Genomic DNA, 18511 nt, shown 5'->3' with positions numbered 1-18511 from the left:
ATTGATTGGGCAAGCTGGATCGGCCTTGCCATCAGGTGGCTGCACTTGATTACGGGCATCGCTGGATCGGATCGTCTTTTTATTTCGTGTGGCTGGATAATAATTTGCGCAAAGGCCCCGCCACCAAAGAAGGCGAGGCGGGCGAATTATGGGCCGTGCATGGTGGTGGATTTTACCACAACAAGAAATATCTGGTGGCACCGGACGATCTTCCCGATCATCTGCACTGGTTCAAATATGAAGCCTATTTCACCTGGATCAGCGGGTTTCTGCTTTTGGGTGTGGTCTATTATTATGGGGCGGAGCTTTATTTGATCGACCGCACCAAAGCCGATCTTAGCCAAATGGAAGCCATTGGCCTTGGCCTTGGGTCGTTGGCGGTAAGCTGGCTGGTCTATGATGGCTTGTGCAAATCTCCGGTAGGCAGGAACAACCGGCTTTTGGGCATTTTGTGGTTTGGGATTTTGACGGGCGCCGCCTATGGCTTGTCCCAGATTTTTTCGGGCCGGGGTGCCTATATCCATGTGGGGGCGATGGTGGGGTCGGCCATGGTGGCCAATGTGTTCTTCATCATCATTCCCAATCAGAAAAAAGCCGTGAAAGCCATGCTGGCGGGTAAACGTCCCGATCCGGCTTTGGGCATCGCCGCCAAGCAGCGATCCCTGCACAATAATTACATGACGCTGCCGGTGTTGTTCATCATGGTATCCAACCATTATCCCATGACCTTTTCCAACCCTTATGGCTGGGCGGTTTTGGCGGGCATTGCACTTTCAGGCATTACGATCCGGCATTTCTTCAATCTGCGTCATCGGGGCGAGGTAAAGACCGGGCTGATCTTTCTGGGAGTGCTGATCTTTGTGCTGACCATGATCTTCGCTGCCGATATGCAGCATCGTCAATCGCAGGCGCTGGCACCGAAAAATGCGGTAACCTATGCGGATGTGGCTCCGCTTATCTCGAAGCATTGTACGGCCTGTCATGCGGCACAGCCCACACATGAATATTTCGATGTGGCGCCATCCGGTGTGATGCTGGAAACAAAGGCGCAGATCCAGCAATATGCGGACCGGGTGCGGGCCCAGGCCGTGGATGCAGATATGATGCCCTTGGGGAATGAAACCGGCATGACAATGGAAGAGCGCGCGATATTGGGGGCATGGATCAATAGCCTTGATGCGGAAAAAGCGGCCAATGGGGCAGGGCAGTGATGTCAAGCCGCATTCTTCCCCTGCAACCGCTGACAGCGGCGGCCTTCGCCCCTTATGGCGATGTGATCGACTGTGCGTCGGCCAAGGAGGCGCTCTCGATCAATGAAGGCCATACCACACGCTTTCATGATCTGGCGGCTTTGGATCTGGGGCGTGAAGGCGGGCATCCTTTGATCAGTATTTTTCGGTCCACACCAAAAGCCCGACCCTTGCGCTTGGAGCTGATGGAACGTCATCCCCTTGGCAGTCAGGCGTTTTATCCCTTGAGCGGCAATCCATATCTGGTGGTGGTGGCCCCCAAAGGGCCGTTCGACCAAAAGGCGATGGTGGCCTTTTTGGCCCGCCCGGACCAAGGCGTGAATTATCATGCGGGCACATGGCATCATTATTCGCTGGCCTTGGGCGGCGTGAGCGATTTTCTGGTGATCGATCGGGGAGGACCAAAAGACGCTGCCGGTGCCAATCTGGACGAAGTGCGCCTTGACCCGGCTATGACCATTGATCTGGAAGAGGCAGAGCTATGAGTGCATCCGCCCATCGTGGTGAGATTTTCACCCTGACAGATGATCCGGCCAAGGGGGCCGAGGCTACGGTCTATCATGCCGATGGTGTGATGGTCATTGAAGACGGTCTCATCACCGCTTGCGGTGCGTGGGACATTCTGGGGCCGACATTATCGCCCGATATACCGGTTACCCATCACAAAAACGGCGTGATGGTGCCGGGCTTTGTGGATGCGCATGTGCATTTCCCGCAATTGTCGATGATCGCCAGCCCCGGCAAGCAACTGATGGATTGGCTGAAAAGCTATACATTCCCTGCAGAAGAAGCCTTTGCCGACCCGGAATATTGCAAGGCGGCTGCGCCGGTGTTTTTGGATGCGTTATTGGCGCATGGCACCACCTCGGCTCTGGTTTTTGCCAGTGTGCATGAACAATCGGTAGAGGCTTTGTTTGAAGCCGCCCACGCCCGCAATATGCGCTTGGTGGCGGGCAAGGTGTTGATGGATCGGGATGCGCCGGATGCCTTGTTGGAGCCAGCAGAGGAAGGCTACCGGAAAAGCAAGGCGCTGATCGAGCGCTGGCACGGCAAAGGACGGCTTGGCTATGCGGTGACACCGCGTTTTGCGCCGACTTGCAGCAAGGAAAGCCTGCAAAGCGCAGGCCGTTTATTAGCTGAATATCCCGATATTCTTTTGCAAACGCATCTGTCGGAAAACCATGCGGAAATCGCTAGGGTTGCTGAATTATTCCCCGATGCGGATGATTATCTGGATGTTTATGAGCAAAGCGGCATGGTGGGGGACCGTTCGGTCTTTGCCCATTGCGTGCATCTGGAAGAGGGGGCTTTATCGCGGCTGGCCAAGGCCCGTTCCAGCATTGCCTTTTGCCCAAGCTCGAACCTGTTTTGGGCAGCGGCTGATGGATTATGAAGCCGCACGCAAGGCAGGGATTGAAATCGGCTTGGGCAGCGATGTGGGCGCGGGAACCAGCCTGTCACTGCTTGCCACCATGTCCGAGGCTTATAAGGTTGCCCATATAAAAGGCACGGTGATTGCCGCTGAACAGGCCTTTTATCATGCCACATTGGGCGGCGCGCGCGCCCTTCACATGGCGGATCGGGTGGGCAGTTTGAAGCCCGGCATGGAAGCGGATTTTCTGGTGCTTGATTATGCGGCAACGCCGGTGATTGCCGGACGCATGGCCGTGGCCCGTGATGTCATGGAACGTTTGTTCGTTTTGATGATGCTGGGTGATGATCGGGCCGTGCGTCATGCCTATCTGGCGGGCAAGCCCGTTGCGGGCCATGCCTTTGCGGCAACTCAACAGGCGGCGCCATGAGACAGGATTGGCATATTCAGCACGGGATCGTTCTTGATGCTGCGCGTGCCGACTTCATTGATGAAGGCCAGTCCGTCTGGCATCAGTTGAATGATCAACGCTTTCCGGATGCTGGATGTGGTATTGGCTCCGGTTTTATGCGGGGTAAGCGAGGAAAACACCACCATGTCCCCCGCTTTCGCCGGAACACAGACCGCTGTTTTTTCCATAAGCGGGGCCGTGGCCCCACGCAACTGGATGCCATCGGGCGTGCTGTCATGGATCAGGGTGCCGTGTTTATGAAGGCCCGGCAGCACCCATGGACAGCCATTTTCCATGGTGGCATCGGTCAGCGCCAGCCAGCAGGTGAGATAGGCTTGCGGATCTGTCAGCGTATAGCCGTTATCCTGATGCCACGGAAATGTGCGCGCCTTTTCCGGCTTTTTATAAACCGCCTGATCCCAATAAAGCCGCACATCCGGGCCGATAAGATCATGGCCAATGCCACGAAAGACCGGGCTTTTTACCAAATCCCGCACCATATCGCTATGGGCCACCAGATTGCGCACAAAGGTGATGGCATCGGCCTTGTAGGTAAAGGAACGCTCGCCTTCCAAAGTGAGGGTAGTGTCCGTAATGCCGGCCTCAATGGGGTCGATCTGGGCGAGAAGTTTCTCTATCCATTGCGGGCTGATGGCTTTTTCCAAAAGAAAATAGCCATCCTGATTGAACTGTGCAATCTGGGCGGGCGAAGCTATGCGAAGGTCGCTTGCGGGTCTGTTTTGCCATCCAAAGCCATAGGCGCGCGGGTCTACTGTCAATTCAGGCATGGGGACTCTCTGTTTTTAAAGAAAAAAGCCATGACGGCCTTTTCTCTGCCATATATCAAAGCCTATCCCACCGGCTTCACCGACAACAATTGAAAAAAAAGGATGAAAAATATGTCGCGACGTTTAAGCCTCATTGGACTGTGTCTCTCGATCGCTGCCCCTGTCATGGCAGAGCCTGTCGATATCCTGATTACCGATGCCACCATCGTAACCATGGATGCCGAACGGCAGGTGATTGAAAAGGGAGCGCTGGCCATCAAGGGGCGTGACATCGTGGCCATTGGCGGGGCTGATCTGGCAGCGTCTTATGAAGCGGATCATGTGATTGATGCCGGGGGCGACATTGTGATGCCGGGCATGATCAATCTGCACAATCATATTTCCATGGTGGCCTTTCGCGGGCTTGGTGAATATGAGGTGGAAAATCTGCTGTTCGATGTGATGTTCCCGCTCGAGAAAGAGCTGTTGAACCGCAATCTGATTCATGTGTCCGCCCGCCAATCGGCCATTGAACTGGCCATGGGTGGTGTGACCACATTTGCCGATATGTATTATCACGAGGATGAAGTGGCGCGGGCGACCAAAGAAGTGGGCTTGCGCGGCGTGCTGGGCGAAACGGTGATCGGCTTCCCCGTTGTTGATTCAAAAAAGCCTTATGGTGGCTTGGCTTATGCGGAAAAATTCATCCAAGATTTCAAGGATGATGATCTGATTACACCGGCCATTGCCCCCCATGCGCCTTATACGGTGGATAAAGAGCATCTGTTGGCGGCAAGGGCCATTTCCGACAAATATGAAGTGCCGATGTTGATGCACATGGTCGAGTTCCCCGATGAATATGAGATGGTGCTTGAGCGCCATCCCGATATGGCAAATGCCCGTTCCGAAATTGCTTATCTGGACGAGATCGGCTTTTTGAGCCCGCGCCTTTTGGCCAAGCATGTGATCCATCTGGATGATGCGGATATGGATCTTTTGAAAGAGCGCGGCGTGGGCGTTGCCCATAATCCCAAGGCCAATTCCAAGGCTGCCAGCGGCATTTCTCCCGCATGGGAAATGATGAAAAAAGGCGTCGATATCGGCCTTGGTACCGATGGTCCCATGAGCTCGAACCAGATGGATATCCTGACGGTGATGCATTATGTGGCTTCTGTCGCGCGATTGCGGCTTCATGATGCCCGCCCTTATACGCCCCTTGAACTTGTGGAAATGGCCACCATTGGCGGCGCGCGCGCCCTTGATAAACAAGATGATATCGGGTCTTTGGAGGCCGGAAAACGCGCCGATCTGATCATTATCGACCGGGATGCCCCCAATATGCAGCCGGGCTATGATGTATATGCCGCCATTGCTTTTGGCGCTTATCCGGGCAATGTGCTGACCACCATCGTCAATGGCCAGCGGGTGATGGAAGACCGGAAGATTCTTACCATCGATGTGGAAAGCCATGATGCCGAGTGGAAAGCGGTGAAAGACCGGGTAAAAGCCTTCGCCGAAACCCTGGAGGGCGGCATTCGCAATGAGCGCTGATCCGCAGATGAGATCAGAGTTCACGCCGGAAAACGCCCGAAAACGACCGAAATCCTCTGTGCCGATGGCGGAATTGCACTGCCATTTGGAAGGAACCGTATCGCCAGTTATGGCGATGCGGATCGGGGCGCGGCATGGCCTTGATCTTGGGGATGTGATTGATGGGGATGGCCATTATCGCTGGGCGAATTTTGCAGAATTCCTGGATATTTATGATCGGATGGCAGCGGCCATTTGCACGCCGGAAGATTATTATGACATCACCTATGATTATTACAGCAAGGTGGCGCAATCCGGGGTCATCTATGGGGAGAGTTTCGTCTCGCCCGATCATGCCATACAGCATGGCATTTCCTATCAAACATTGATTGATAGCGTGTCTCGGGCGATGCAGCAGGCCGAGCGCGATTTTGGTATTGTCTGCAGAATTATCCTGATTGCCGTGCGCCATTATGGGGTGGAAAAGGCGGAAAAGCTGGCGGATCTGGCCCATAAACATCCGCATCCCTTTGTCACCGGCTTCGGGATGGGGGGGGATGAACAGTTTTTGTGGCCCCATGATTTTGCCAAAGCCTATGCCATGGCCTCTGATGCGGGCCTGGGGTTGACCGCCCATGCCGGAGAGGTGTGCGGGCCTGAAAGTATCCGCGATACGCTTGAGTCATTGAAGGTGTCGCGTATTGGCCATGGGGTGCGGGCCATCGAAGATGACGCATTGATGGCTGAACTGCGTGATCGGGAGATTATTCTGGAGGTCTGCCCCGGTTCCAATATTGCATTGGGCGTTCATCCCGATCTGGCGGCCCATCCCTTGCGGGCGTTGGTGGACAATGGTTTGCGGGTGACGCTCAGTTCCGATGATCCGCCCTTTTTCCATACGCATATGCAGCAGGAATATGAACAGGCGCAAAGCGTTCATGGTTTCAAGGATGCGGATCTGCTGCGGTTTACGCGAACGGCAATCGAAGGTGCTTTTTGCGATGCAGACACCAAGGAAAAGCTGTTGAGCAGATTGAACGCCTGAAAATTTTTCTTTTGGGAGGCGATTTGTGTCTGGAGCCATGGGAGGCCGTTATGGTTTGTCCATCCCATACTGGTGCCGTGCTGCAACAAATTGCCATAAAATGGACCGTAGAGTCAGGATTCTTGTTAACAGCACCGAGCGGATGGTGCACAACATCCGCCGATATGAGGCTGGCAAATCCCATCGTGCGTATTTGGGCAGCCGTTTCAATGAAATCCCACCAGACAGAGTGGAGAAAGACATGAGTTTCGAAATGACATCCATGCGGACCAAATGGCTTGCTTGTGCCAGCCTTGCCACCATTGCTGCAAGCAGTGTTGCCGTGCCTGCTTTCGCTCAAAGCCGTGACGAAAGCGGCGGCTTTGTTCTGGAAGAAATTATTGTGACGGCGCAAAAGCGCGAGCAGAGCCTGCAAGACGTTCCCAGTTCCGTGGCGGCGCTTGCCGGGGAAAAGCTTGATGTGCTGAACTCCGCAGGGTCCGATATCCGCTTTTTGTCTGGCCGTATCCCCAGCCTGACTATTGAATCGTCTTTTGGCCGCACCTTTCCGCGCTTTTATATTCGCGGTCTTGGGAATACGGATTTCGATCTGAATGCGTCGCAACCGGTATCGCTGATCTATGATGAAATCGTCATGGAAAATCCGATCCTGAAAGGCATGCCCGCTTTCGATCTGGACCGTGTGGAAGTGTTGCGCGGACCGCAAGGTACACTGTTTGGCCGCAATACCCCGGCCGGGATCGTCAAGCTGGACGCCAAAAAGCCCACGCAAGAATTCGATGCCTATGCCAAGTTCAATTATGGCCGCTTTGATACCATCGAATTTGAAGGCGCCGTTGGTGGCCCGATCGTTCAGGACGTGCTGGCCATTCGTGCATCGGTACGCCATCAGCACCGCGATGATTATGTCACCAATGAAGCCCCGGGTTTCCTTGCAAACCGTGATCAGACCGAAGGCTATGATGATTTCGCGGGCCGGGTACAGTTGCTTTATACGCCCACGGATCGCTTCAGTGCTTTGGTGAACTTCCATGCGCGTTCGCTTGATGGTTCGTCGCGTGTGTTCCGTGCCAATATCATCGAGCCGGGCGTTGGTGGGCTGGTGGACGATTTCGACCGCCGCAGCGTCACCCAGGATGGCGTCAACAATCAGGAGTTGGATCAGCGCGGCCTTACCGCCAAGCTGGAATATGATATGGGGGATTTCACCATCACCTCCATCACCGGCTTTGAGCATGGCGAAGTGTTCTCTGTGGGCGATGTGGATGGCGGCTTTGGTGGCGAGTTTGAAGGCGTGCCTTCCACTCCCGGCTTTATTCCGTTCAATGCGGCAACTGCTGATGCCGTGCCCGATCTGGATCAATGGACGCAAGAACTGCGTATCGCCAGCAATGATCTGGGGATGGTCGATTTCCAGGCCGGATTCTTCTATTTCAATGAAGATCTGAAAATCGAGAGCACCAATTTCAATTCACTGGACAATAATGCTCCCAACGGCTTTGCCGCGCAGCGTCAGAAGTCTGAATCCTGGGCCATTTTTGCCAATGTGAATATCGAAGTGACCCCCGATCTGGTGATCGAAGGCGGCGTGCGCTACACCGAAGACGACAAGGATTTCACGGCGTCCCGTGACTTGTCGCCTTTGTCGTTCCTTGGCGTCGGTCCTATCGGGCCTTTGGAAGCCAATCCTTCGGACGAAGTGCTGAGCTGGGATGTGAGCGCAACCTATACCATCAATGATGATGTGAGCGTTTATACCCGTGCAGCCAAGGGCTTCCGCGCCCCGTCCATTCAGGGCCGTTTGCTGTTCGGCGATGAAGTGACCGTTGCCGATACGGAAGAAATTTTCTCCGTGGAAGCCGGTGTGAAGGCAGAACTGTTTGAACGCCGTGCCCGTGTCAATTTGTCGGCCTATGTCAGCGACATGGATGGCCAACAACTGACAGCCGTGGGCGGTGATGCCAATTTCAACCGTCTGGTGAATGCGGCGGATACCGATCTGGCCGGTGTGGAACTGGATCTGGAATGGGCGGTAACGAGCAATCTGTTCGTGACAGCCGGTACCAGCTATAACTTCACGGAAATCAACGATCCTGATTTGCGGACGCAGTTCTGTGCTGCCTGCACGGTGCTGGATCCCATTGTCGATGGTTTGGCAGCTCTTGACGGCAACGATCTGCCGCAGGCTCCACGTTGGATCGCCAACTGGACAGCACGCTATGGCATCACTGTTGGGAATGATGGTGAGCTTTATGCCTATACCGACTGGGCTTTCACCAGTGAAAAGAACTTCTTCTTGTATGACTCGGTGGAATTCCGCAGCGGTAAAGAGCTGATCGGTGGCCTGCGGGTTGGTTATGCTCTGGAAAACGGCAAATATGACTTTGCCCTTTATGGCCGCAACATCACCGACGAAACGGAACTGAAGGGCGGGATTGATTTCAACAATCTCACCGGTTTCGTCAATGAACCTCCGATTTGGGGTGTTGAACTGTCTGCCAAATTCTAAGGCAGCTTTCCAAGTTTCGGAAAAAGGCCCGGGGATTTTGTCCCCGGGTTTTTTGTTGCGTGCTTGCCTTCATAGAAAACGCCATATGGTTCGTTAGCGGTCGAACGGGCGTCGTGCGGTGCGCGGCGCATCCATTGAAAGCGCAGGGCGGGGCGGTTATGGTTTTCGCTCAACAAGGAGCGACATGCCGTGGACGATGCGCTAAGAGATTTTGTCAAAGGCCTGCCAAAGGCCGAGTTGCATTTGCATCTGGAAGGCTCTTTGGAGCCGGAGTTGATGTTTGCACTGGCACAGCGAAACGCTGTCGCCATTCCTTATGAGACTGTGGACGCCGTTCGGGCTGCCTATGACTTTTCCAATTTGCAGGATTTTCTGGATATTTATTATGCGGGCGCCGATGTGCTGCGCGATGAACGGGATTTTTATGATCTGACCATGGCGTATCTCAAGCGCATGGCTCAGGAAAATGTGCAGCATGTGGAAGTGTTTTTCGATCCGCAAACCCATACCGACAGGGGCATTGCCTTTGAAGCCGTGGCAGATGGGATATTGGCGGCTTTAGATGATGGCGAACGCGATTTTGGCATCACATCCGGCTTGATCCTGTGTTTTTTGCGGCATCTAAGCGAAGAAGCCGCCTTTGATGTCTTGGCCATGGCCGATCCTTATCTGGACCGCATTTTAGGCGTGGGGCTGGATTCATCGGAACTGGGCCATCCTCCTTCCAAATTCGCACGGATATTCAAAGAGGCAGGCGCGCGGGGGCTGAAACGCGTTGCCCATGCGGGGGAAGAAGGCCCGGCGCCCTATATCCATGAAGCGCTGGATATTTTGCATGTGGACCGCATCGATCACGGCAATCGCTGCCTTGATGATCCGGAATTGGTCGCACGGCTTGCCCGCTCCGGCATGACACTGACCCTGTGCCCGCTGTCCAATCTGAAGCTTTGTGTGATCGACGATATGGCCCACCATCCTTTGAAAAGCATGATGGAGAGTGGCCTTCATGTGATGGTGAATTCCGACGATCCGGCTTATTTTGGCGGCTATCTGACAGACAATTATCTGGCAGTGGCGCAAGCTTTGAACCTCAGCCGCGATGATCTGGCGGTGTTGGCAAAAAACAGCTTTCGTGGGTCATTTCTGGACGGGACGGCAAAAGCCCGCCATATGGCAGCCATTGACGACTATGTGGCGGCTTATCCCGGCTAACCGCCATTGAAACTTTTGAGAAGGCTGCCGGCCACCAGATGCCAGCCATCCACCAACACGAAAAAGATCAGCTTGAACGGCAGGCTGATCAGCACCGGCGGCAGCATCATCATCCCCATGGACATCAGGATCGACGCAATTACCAAATCGATCACGATAAACGGGATGTAAATCAAAAACCCGATCTCGAAGGCCCGTTTCAATTCGCTGATTACAAAGGCCGGGATCAGGCTGGTCAGCGGCACGGCTTGTGGTGTTTCGGGGCGTTCGGTGTCTGCCGCATCAAGGAAAAGCTCCAGATCCTTTTCACGCACATTGGCAAGCATGAAATCCTTGAACGGTCCGGTGGCCGCGGGGAACGCCTCTGCAGGGGTGATTTCTTCGTCGATCATCGGCTGAACCCCTTGTTGCCATGCGGCTTGCAAGGTGGGTGCCATGATAAAGCCGGTCAGAAACAAGGCGAGGCTGATCAAGACCACATTGGGCGGGGTTTGCTGGGTGCCCAAAGCCGAGCGCAAAAGCGACAACACCACCACCATGCGGGTGAAGGATGTCATGACAATAAGGATCGAGGGCGCAAGGGTAAGAACGGTAACCAGCAGCAATAATTGCACCACACGGCCCGTCAAGGTGCCGTCTTGCCCCATATCAATCGACAGGGACTGGGCGAAAGCCGGGGCTTGCCAAACCAGCATGAGCAGCACTGCGATACTGACCGCTGCAAAGGGCAGAAGCCATTTATGGGGCCATGTGCGCGCTGCCTGGCTCAATGGGAGGCTCCTTGATGGCTTTCGGATTGGTTATAGGGTGCGGAACTGGGCTGTGTGTCGCTGGCTTGCACAGGATTTTGCGGGATATTTTTTTCCACCACAAAGCCGCCGGACTGATTGACCATCACAAGATGTTCCTGATCGTCGCAGGCGACCAGAACCAGGTAATTACGGGCATCCACATTGAGCTTTTCCCTGATAACCAGCCGCCGCGAGGCGCGCTTTTTCCCAAGGATGGCCATGCTGTCCGTCCTGCCCAAACGGCGCACCAAAAAGGCAAGCGCCGCAATCAGGCCGATGACGATCAGCAAAGAGAATATGGCATTGGCGACATCAAGGCTGGTCATAAAGCTTTCTGCGACAAAAACGCCAAGAGGTAAAGCGCCATGGAACGCCTTTATGGTAAAAATATCCTTAAACTTGCCAAAGGCTTGGCAATAAGGCAGGCTGCGCGAAAATCTTAACTTGCTCTTAACCGGATTTGTTTGATTATGTCCTGTGTTTCTGGTGTGAGCAATCATGGCCCATGGTCGGTTTGACGGCCAAGACACCATGATGTGACGGGAAGGACTGAGAGCATGGATCTCTCGAAGATCCCATTGATGGCGGCGATCAAAGACCGGATGCAGTGGCTGAATCGCAATCAGACTGTGCTGGCCAAGAATATCGCCAATTCTGATACGCCGGGATATAAGCCGCAGGCGCTTGCGGCACAGGATTTCAGCGCTTTGGTGGATAGTACGTCCGCTTCCCGGACGGTGGGGCCGCGCTCTGTGGGATTGCGGGCAACCCAGGCCGGGCATTTTGCTGGTGCCGGTGATGGCTCTGACGGGCTTCGCGTGGTGGATGCGCCGGTCACGGAAGTGGCGCCGGATGGCAATGCGGTGGATTTGGAAGAGCAACTTCTTGCTGTGGCCCAAAACCAGATGGATCACGGCATGATGGTTGAACTTTATCGCAAACAGGTCGGGTTTTTGCGGTCGGCCTTGCGCGGATCGAATGGTAATTGATTGGACGGGGAGACAGGGCTGTGGACAATGATCTGATGAAGGCGATGCAGGTTTCCGCATCGGGCTTGAAAGCCCAAACCACGCGGATGCGTGTCATCGCGGAAAATCTGGCCAATTCCGCGTCGGAAGCATCGAGCCCCAATGAAGATCCTTATCGCCGCAAAACCGTTACCTTCGCCAATGTTCTGGACCGCACGCTGGATGTGGAAATGGTGGAAGTAAAGAAAGTGGAATTCGACAAGGCCGATTTCGGAACCCGCTTTGACCCCGGCCATCCCGGTGCCGATGCCAATGGCTATGTGAAAACGACCAATGTGAATGGCATGGTGGAAGCCATGGATATGGGGCAGGCGCAGCGCACCTATCAGGCCAATCTGAATGTCATTGATGCCATTAAATCCATGAGCGTGCGTACCTTAGAGATTCTGCGTTAAATTTATACCGGAGCGATATGTGATGGATACCAAAATGCTTGATGCTGCAAATGCTTATGGGGCGTCTCTTGGCCGTATGGGCGGTGGCGCTGCCGAGGTTGCCAGCACAGGCAGCGGTTTTGGTGCCATGGTGGAAAACATGGTTTCCGAGACGACAAACGCCGTATCGGCTGCGGAAAGTGTTAGCGCACAGGCGGTAGCAGGTCAGGCGGATATGGTGGATGTGGTAACGGCCATTTCCAATGCGGAAATGGTGCTTGAAACGGTGACAACGGTACGGGATCGGGTAATTTCCGCGTATCAGGAAATCATGCGTATGCCGATTTAACGGGGAACCTGAATGGGTTAGCCGTATTTTTTGTGCCGCAGGCTCAAGACTGCGGCTTTTCTTTTAATCAACCACGTTAACCATAGAGGGGCGGCCCGGTGAACGGTGCGGATATTCTGGATGTGGCGCGGGATGCAATTTACACGCTGTTGATCGTGTCCGGTCCGGTGATGGCGGTGGGCCTTGGGGTGGGGCTGATCATCGCGCTGTTTCAGGCGCTGACCCAAATTCAGGAAATGACCCTGACTTTCGTTCCGAAAATTATCGCCATCTTTTTGTCCCTGCTGTTGTTCCTTCCTCTTATGGGGGCGCAGATGGGGGATTTGATGATGCGGTTGATGGATCGGGTGGCCAGCGGAGGATAACCGGCCGTGTTGCAAGAGATCCTGCCCGTTGAAATCTTTGGATTCTTGTTGGTGCTGGTCCGCATTGGAGCCTTGTTTGGTTTTGCGCCGGCCTTTGGCGAACAGCAAATCCCGCCACGCATCCGGATCGCCGCAGCGGTCGGGGTTGCTGGGATGGTCTATGGTCTGGTCCGCGCCGACATGCCGCAAATTCCATCCAGCCCGATCCTGTTGGCGGCGCTTTTGATCCTTGAATTCCTGATTGGCTTGATGATCGCCATGACCGCCCGGCTGATCCTGAATGCGCTTAATGTGGCGGGGACCATCGTTGCGTTTCAGACCAGCTTGGCGGCCTCGCAGCAGTTTGATCCGACCCAGGGCCAGCAAAGCGCCATTTTCGCCAGCTTCTTTTCCGTAACGGGGGTGGCGCTTTTGTTCGCCACCGATCTGCATTTGCTTATGCTGAATGCCATGGTGGACAGTTACAGCCTGTTCCCCGTGGGGCAAATGCCGGTACTGTCGGGCTTTGCCCAAGCGGTTCTGGATGTAGTGGCGGATACATTCTTGCTGGGTGTGCAAATTTCTGCGCCATTTATCGTATTCGGTGTGGTGTTTAATATCGGCCTTGGGCTGACGGCCCGGCTGATGCCGCAGCTTCCCGTCTTTTTTGTTGCGATGCCTTTGAATATTTTTATGGGGTTTCTGATTTTGCTGATCGCTTTTCCGGCGATGATGATGTGGTTCCTGAGCGCGTTTGAAGAGCAATTGGCAGTATTCCTGACCTGAGGAGGGGCGCATGGCGGAGGGCAATGAAGACGACGCCCAAAAAACGGAAGACCCCTCTGCGCGAAAGCTGGAGGAAGCGGCGAAGAAAGGGGATGTGCCACAAAGTCAGGAGCTGAAGCATTGGATGATGCTGGTAGCTGGCGCGTTCGCCTTTTTGCTTACTGCGGATATCACGACGACAACGGTGCGCACGCAAACGGCGGGGTTTTTATCCCACGCCTATGACATTCCCATGGATGGCTATGCGATTTTGAGCCTGATGCGCGAGGTGGGGGGCAAAATCCTTCTGGTTTTGCTGCTGCCTATGGGAATTTTGCTGCTGGGGGCTTTGGCGGGAAATCTGGTGCAGAACAAGATCATGTTCACCACCGAAAAGCTGATGCCCAAGCTGGATAAAATTTCCCCTTTGGCCGGGGCAAAGCGGATGTTTTCCGCACAGCGGGCCGCGGATTTCCTTAAAAGTCTGGCGAAATTGCTGATTGTCTCTCTTGTGGTGGGAATGATCGTCTGGCCGGAACGGGGCTTGCTTGTGGCCCTGGTCAGCCAGCCGGTTCAATCCATGACAGAAACAACGGTCGCCTTATCCTTGAAAGTGATGTTCGGCGTGATCGGGGCGATGACAGTGGTGGCCGGGATCGATGTGGTCTTTCAACGCATGCAGCACACCAAGAAAATGCGCATGTCCAAACAGGAAGTGAAAGACGAACACAAGCAGATGGAAGGCGATCCCATGGTCAAGCAGCGCTTGCGCCAGATCCGTCTGGAAAAATCCCGTAAGCGGATGATGGCCGCGGTGCCCGAAGCCAGCGTGGTGGTAACCAACCCGACCCATTATGCCATTGCCTTGAAATACAGCCATGGGCAAATGGAAGTTCCCAAAGTGTTGGCGAAAGGCGTGGACGATGTGGCCATGCGTATTCGCAAAGTGGCGGAAGAGCATAATATCCCGATGGTGGAAAATCCGCCCCTTGCACGGGCTCTTTATGCCACAGTTGAAATTGATGATGATATTCCGCCCGATCATTATCAGGCAGTGGCGCAGATCATCAGCTACGTGCTACGCCTGAAAAAGAGCGGGCGGGCAAGCTATCGTCCGACCAATTAAGGGGGCCTCTGCGGGGGAATTGGGTGGCTTATGAAGGGGTTTCGTCACTTGGCAAAGGGGACAATCAAAGACGAGGCGCGGGCGATGCCTTTCACCGATATGGCCGATCCTTATGAAACCGGCCAGCGTCCTATCCTGATTATTTCCATTGCGGCCTTCACCTTGTCTTTGGCCTGCGTTTTGTTATTTGGCGCGCAGGGGGATTGGTCCAAAGGGCTGACGATCGGGGCCACCGTGTTGTTTGCGGCGGGCGGCGGAATCCTGATTCTGTTGCGTGGATTGCGCCGTACCCAATCTATGCCGGATCTGGATCAATTATCGGAATTGATCGGTGCTTTGCCGCAGCCTGCTGCTTTGGGCGATGCACATGGTGATCTGGTTGTTGCCAATGTGGCCTATCGGGCCATGTTCGGGGCTTTGGGGCCGGAAGAGGCCATGAACAAGGCTGCGGATGATGGCTCTTATATCTGCGACATCGCAGGCACCATATGTTGCGGATATCGCCTGTGGTCTTTTGCCGATCAGGCCCCCGATAGGAATAAGGATATCGACCTGACAGTCGGTTCCATAGGGCAAGGATTGAGCGAGATCGAGATTGGGTGCGCCCGCGCCGATGCTTCGGGGAAGGTGATCTATATCAATGAACAACTGGCTTTGTGGCTGGGGATTGCCGATGCGTCGGAAATACCATTACTGACCGCACGTTTGCTGATTGACCCCAAACGTGCCGAGTTGAAAACCGGTGGTGGCGGTACTTTGTTGAAAAAAGTCTTCTCGGAAGGCGATTTTCCGCCGGACGCGCCTTCTTCCAATGAAACGCCCTCTGGACGGGTGATCCTTGTACATCGACCCGGTGCGGCGACGGGGGCTGCCGCCGAGGCCGATACTTCCTTGCTGAAATCGCTGTTCGATGCAGCCCCTGTGGGGCTGGCGATTGTGGATGGTGACGGGCGTTTGTCGGAATTCAATAAATCTTTCAAACGCTTTGCACCAAACCGCATGCCACGCCGCGGCGATATGCTGATCGATTATCTGGCCGCCGATGATCGTGAGTCCCTAAGAAGTGACATCGCCCAAACTGTTCATCAAGCTGTCGTTGCCTCCCCGCGAGAGGTGGCGTTCAATACCCAGCCCCCCAGAACCGGACAGGTGTTTATTTCACCGCTGGATCGGTGGAAGGGCGGGCGGCCCTTGTGCATTTGATCGATACAACCCAGCAGAAAAGCCTGGAACGGCAATTTGTACAGGCTCAGAAAATGCAGGCTGTGGGGCAGCTTGCGGGCGGTGTGGCCCATGATTTCAATAATCTTCTTACGGCGATCATCGGATTTTGTGATCTGCTTTTGGTGCGCCACGGGCCGGGGGACCATTCGTTCTCCGATATTATGCAGATCAAGCAAAATGCCAATCGGGCCTCGAATCTGGTGCGGCAGCTTTTGGCTTTTTCACGCCAGCAAACCATGCGGCCAAAGGTTTTGATGATCACCGATGTGCTGGCGGATCTTTCCAATCTCCTGCGGCGCTTGATCGGTGAAACAGTCCAACTGAATATGATCCATGGCCGTGATGTGGGTGCGGTGCGGGTTGATCAAGGCCAGTTCGAGCAAGTGATTATGAATCTGGCGGTTAATGCCCGCGATGCCATGGATGGTGGCGGCACCTTGACCATTCGCACTAAAGCCGTCGGGCCAGATGATACGCTGGTTCAGAATTATTCGGTGATGCCATTGGGGCATTATGTCTTGATCGAAGTGTCAGATAATGGCCACGGCATTCCGTCTGAAATCGTGAACAAGATTTTCGAACCGTTCTTCACGACCAAGGATGTGGGGAAGGGCACGGGCTTGGGGTTGTCCACGGTTTATGGGATTATCAAGCAGACTGGCGGCTTTATTTTCGTGGAAAGCTCTGAAGGGGAAGGCTCCACCTTCCGCGTTTATTTGCCGGTACATGATCATGTTCCGGCAGAATCGCAACCGCAAGTTTCCGCCGCTGCCCGTGACCTGACAGGCAAAGGCACCATCTTGCTGGTGGAAGATGAAGATGCCGTGCGGATGTTTGCATCGCGTGCCCTTGGCAATAAGGGATATACAGTGTTGCAAGCGGCCTCTGGTGAGGAAGGGCTGGCCATCGTTCGTGAAGAAGTGGGCAATATTGATCTGCTGATTTCCGATGTGGTGATGCCCAATATGGATGGCCCCACCCTGGTTTCAAAGGCGCGGGAATTGCGCGCCGATTTGCGCGTGGTGTTCATCTCCGGCTATGCGGAAGATGTGTTCCGTAAAGGGGTTGGCGAAGGCAGTGAGGATTTTCATTTCTTGCCAAAGCCCTTTTCTCTCAAACAGTTGGCAGAAACGGTCAAGACCGCTTTGAGCTGAAATTTCTTGGGATTTTCTTCAAAAGCGGGGTGAGAACAAAAGTAGAATATTTTGTCTTGCCGAAAAAGAACAAAGACGGTACATTCGCTCATGATTGATCCATATGCCAAGGCATGAAATAAGGAGCGAAGAAATGGCTGGTGCCACCTTGAAAGTTGTTGGGGAGCAATCCGTGGATAAACAAAAAGCGCTCGATGCCGCCTTGGCTCAGATTGATCGGGCATTCGGTAAGGGTTCGGTGATGAAATTGGGGCAGCGCGGCCCCAGCATGGAAGCGGATGTGGTGTCCACGGGGTCTTTGGGGCTTGATATTGCTTGGGGATTGGTGGTTTGCCAAAAGGCCGAATCATCGAAATCTATGGGCCGGAAAGCTCCGGTAAAACCACATTGGCCCTTCACACCGTTGCGGAAATTCAGAAAACAGGTGGTGTGGCGGCATTCGTGGATGCCGAACATGCGCTTGATCCATCCTATGCCAAAAAGCTGGGTGTGGATGTGAATGAATTGCTGATTTCCCAGCCTGATACCGGCGAGCAGGCGCTTGAAATCGCCGATACATTGGTGCGGTCGGGGGCTGTGGATGTTCTGGTGGTGGATTCCGTTGCCGCCCTTACCCCACGGGCCGAGCTGGAAGGAGAAATGGGCGACAGCCATGTGGGGCTGCAGGCGCGGTTGATGAGTCAGGCTTTGCGTAAGCTGACAGGCTCCATTTCCAAATCCCACTGCATGGTGATTTTCATCAACCAAATTCGTATGAAAATCGGTGTGATGTATGGCAATCCCGAAACCACCACTGGCGGTAATGCCTTGAAATTCTATGCCTCTGTCCGGCTGGATATTCGCCGCACCGGCCAGATCAAAGACAAAGACGATATTGTGGGCAACGCCACGCGGGTGAAAGTGGTAAAAAACAAGATGGCTCCGCCGTTCAAACAGGTCGAATTCGATATCATGTACGGGCTTGGCATTTCCAAAATGGGGGAAGTGTTGGATCTGGGGGTGAAGGCCGGCGTGGTTGAAAAATCCGGCTCATGGTATTCTTATGACAGCCAGCGCATCGGGCAGGGGCGTGAAAATGCCAAGACTTTCCTGCGTGAGCATCCTGAAATCGCCGATACCATTGAACAAGCCGTGAGAAAAGCATCGGGTCTTGTGTCGCAAAAGATGCTGACGGAAGACGGTAAGCCAGAGGCGTAATTCGTGCGTTTCCCGTTCTTTGG

General features: G+C 54.3%; 17 protein-coding genes and 2 pseudogenes. 16 read left to right on the top strand and 3 right to left on the bottom strand.

The genetic code is table 11. From position 1 onward, the window contains the following. Positions 1-5: 5 nt before the first annotated feature. From JCM17844_RS09380 to guaD, 3 genes and pseudogenes are all read left to right on the top strand, one after another. Positions 6-1211 (top strand): urate hydroxylase PuuD, encoded by a 1206-nt coding sequence (locus JCM17844_RS09380; RefSeq protein ID WP_210431719.1) that lies wholly within the window; start codon positions 6-8, stop codon positions 1209-1211. Beyond that, positions 1211-1735, top strand: coding sequence for an ureidoglycolate lyase (locus JCM17844_RS09375; protein ID WP_150000715.1), 525 nt, complete (start codon positions 1211-1213; stop codon positions 1733-1735). The genes JCM17844_RS09380 and JCM17844_RS09375 overlap by 1 nt, the downstream gene beginning before the upstream one ends. Beyond that, positions 1732-3052, top strand: a pseudogene (gene guaD / locus JCM17844_RS09370) (guanine deaminase). Before JCM17844_RS09375 ends, guaD begins: the two are co-directional and overlap by 4 nt. Here guaD and JCM17844_RS09365 read toward each other — a convergent pair. After that, positions 3034-3861: a phytanoyl-CoA dioxygenase family protein gene (locus tag JCM17844_RS09365; RefSeq protein ID WP_150000714.1), complete on the bottom strand. Its 828-nt coding sequence runs from the start codon at positions 3859-3861 to the stop codon at positions 3034-3036. The pseudogene guaD and the gene JCM17844_RS09365 overlap by 19 nt on opposite strands. A 111-nt stretch (positions 3862-3972) precedes the next feature. On the opposite strand from JCM17844_RS09365, the gene JCM17844_RS09360 reads away from it, so the two are divergent. The 4 genes from JCM17844_RS09360 (at position 3973) to JCM17844_RS09345 (ending at position 10136) form a co-directional block, all read left to right on the top strand. Further along, positions 3973-5391, top strand: a complete 1419-nt coding sequence (locus JCM17844_RS09360) for an amidohydrolase family protein (protein ID WP_150000713.1) — start codon at positions 3973-3975, stop codon at positions 5389-5391. Beyond that, positions 5381-6415, top strand: a complete 1035-nt coding sequence (gene add, locus JCM17844_RS09355) for an adenosine deaminase (RefSeq protein ID WP_210431716.1) — start codon at positions 5381-5383, stop codon at positions 6413-6415. Before JCM17844_RS09360 ends, add begins: the two co-directional genes overlap by 11 nt. A gap of 241 nt (positions 6416-6656) precedes the next feature. Beyond that, positions 6657-8924: a TonB-dependent receptor gene (locus JCM17844_RS09350; RefSeq protein ID WP_210431715.1), complete on the top strand. Its 2268-nt coding sequence runs from the start codon at positions 6657-6659 to the stop codon at positions 8922-8924. A 189-nt stretch (positions 8925-9113) separates the two neighbouring features. Further along, on the top strand, positions 9114-10136 hold the full coding sequence (locus JCM17844_RS09345; RefSeq protein WP_150000711.1) for an adenosine deaminase: 1023 nt from the start codon (positions 9114-9116) through the stop codon (positions 10134-10136). On the opposite strand, the gene fliP is transcribed toward JCM17844_RS09345, so the two are convergent. Further along, a complete protein-coding gene (gene fliP / locus JCM17844_RS09340) occupies positions 10133-10831 on the bottom strand; it encodes a flagellar type III secretion system pore protein FliP (RefSeq protein ID WP_150000802.1) in 699 nt (232 codons plus the stop codon). The genes JCM17844_RS09345 and fliP overlap by 4 nt on opposite strands. 71 nt (positions 10832-10902) lie before the next feature. Beyond that, positions 10903-11253 carry a flagellar biosynthetic protein FliO gene (locus JCM17844_RS09335; protein ID WP_150000710.1) on the bottom strand — a complete coding sequence of 117 codons (351 nt, stop codon included), beginning with the start codon at positions 11251-11253 and terminating at the stop codon, positions 10903-10905. Between the two features lie 231 nt (positions 11254-11484). On the opposite strand from JCM17844_RS09335, the gene flgB reads away from it, so the two are divergent. The 9 genes and pseudogenes from flgB to recA all read left to right on the top strand — a co-directional run bounded on the left by flgB (position 11485) and on the right by recA (position 18488). Further along, on the top strand, positions 11485-11916 hold the full coding sequence (gene flgB, locus JCM17844_RS09330; RefSeq protein WP_150000709.1) for a flagellar basal body rod protein FlgB: 432 nt from the start codon (positions 11485-11487) through the stop codon (positions 11914-11916). 35 nt (positions 11917-11951) lie between these two features. Continuing rightward, complete coding sequence (gene flgC / locus JCM17844_RS09325) at positions 11952-12350, top strand: flagellar basal body rod protein FlgC (protein ID WP_150000801.1); 399 nt, start codon at positions 11952-11954, stop codon at positions 12348-12350. Between the two features lie 22 nt (positions 12351-12372). Next, entirely contained in the window at positions 12373-12678 is a 306-nt protein-coding gene (gene fliE / locus JCM17844_RS09320) for a flagellar hook-basal body complex protein FliE (RefSeq protein WP_150000800.1), read from the top strand. Between the two features lie 98 nt (positions 12679-12776). Beyond that, complete coding sequence (fliQ, locus tag JCM17844_RS09315; protein WP_150000708.1) at positions 12777-13043, top strand: flagellar biosynthesis protein FliQ; 267 nt, start codon at positions 12777-12779, stop codon at positions 13041-13043. A 6-nt stretch (positions 13044-13049) separates the two neighbouring features. Next, a complete protein-coding gene (fliR, locus tag JCM17844_RS09310) occupies positions 13050-13808 on the top strand; it encodes a flagellar biosynthetic protein FliR (RefSeq protein ID WP_150000707.1) in 759 nt (252 codons plus the stop codon). 10 nt (positions 13809-13818) lie between these two features. After that, positions 13819-14913: a flagellar biosynthesis protein FlhB gene (gene flhB, locus JCM17844_RS09305; protein ID WP_150000706.1), complete on the top strand. Its 1095-nt coding sequence runs from the start codon at positions 13819-13821 to the stop codon at positions 14911-14913. A gap of 48 nt (positions 14914-14961) precedes the next feature. Beyond that, entirely contained in the window at positions 14962-16116 is a 1155-nt protein-coding gene (locus JCM17844_RS09300; protein WP_210431712.1) for a PAS domain-containing protein, read from the top strand. Further along, complete coding sequence (locus JCM17844_RS09295; protein WP_210431711.1) at positions 16113-17291, top strand: ATP-binding protein; 1179 nt, start codon at positions 16113-16115, stop codon at positions 17289-17291. Before JCM17844_RS09300 ends, JCM17844_RS09295 begins: the two co-directional genes overlap by 4 nt. Before the next feature lie 133 nt (positions 17292-17424). Then, a pseudogene (recA, locus tag JCM17844_RS09290) lies at positions 17425-18488 on the top strand (recombinase RecA). Positions 18489-18511 lie beyond the last annotated feature (23 nt).

This window comes from Iodidimonas gelatinilytica, assembly GCF_008579125.1.
Taxonomy (GTDB): Bacteria; Pseudomonadota; Alphaproteobacteria; order Sphingomonadales; family Rhodothalassiaceae; genus Iodidimonas; species Iodidimonas muriae.
This window is presented reverse-complemented; position numbering and strand designations above follow the sequence as displayed.

Bases quoted from the DNA above. Each gene is read 5' to 3' on its own strand.
- flgB (WP_150000709.1), top strand. From the start codon at position 11,485: ATGGATCTCTCGAAGATCCCATTGATGGCGGCGATCAAAGACCGGATG.
- fliE (WP_150000800.1), top strand. From the start codon at position 12,373: ATGGATACCAAAATGCTTGATGCTGCAAATGCTTATGGGGCGTCTCTT.
- flhB (WP_150000706.1), top strand. From the start codon at position 13,819: ATGGCGGAGGGCAATGAAGACGACGCCCAAAAAACGGAAGACCCCTCT.
- JCM17844_RS09350 (WP_210431715.1), top strand. From the start codon at position 6,657: ATGAGTTTCGAAATGACATCCATGCGGACCAAATGGCTTGCTTGTGCC.
- add (WP_210431716.1), top strand. From the start codon at position 5,381: ATGAGCGCTGATCCGCAGATGAGATCAGAGTTCACGCCGGAAAACGCC.
- fliP (WP_150000802.1), bottom strand. From the start codon at position 10,831: ATGCTGGTTTGGCAAGCCCCGGCTTTCGCCCAGTCCCTGTCGATTGAT.
- flgC (WP_150000801.1), top strand. From the start codon at position 11,952: ATGAAGGCGATGCAGGTTTCCGCATCGGGCTTGAAAGCCCAAACCACG.
- JCM17844_RS09360 (WP_150000713.1), top strand. From the start codon at position 3,973: ATGTCGCGACGTTTAAGCCTCATTGGACTGTGTCTCTCGATCGCTGCC.
- JCM17844_RS09365 (WP_150000714.1), bottom strand. From the start codon at position 3,861: ATGCCTGAATTGACAGTAGACCCGCGCGCCTATGGCTTTGGATGGCAA.
- JCM17844_RS09375 (WP_150000715.1), top strand. From the start codon at position 1,211: ATGTCAAGCCGCATTCTTCCCCTGCAACCGCTGACAGCGGCGGCCTTC.
- JCM17844_RS09335 (WP_150000710.1), bottom strand. From the start codon at position 11,253: ATGACCAGCCTTGATGTCGCCAATGCCATATTCTCTTTGCTGATCGTC.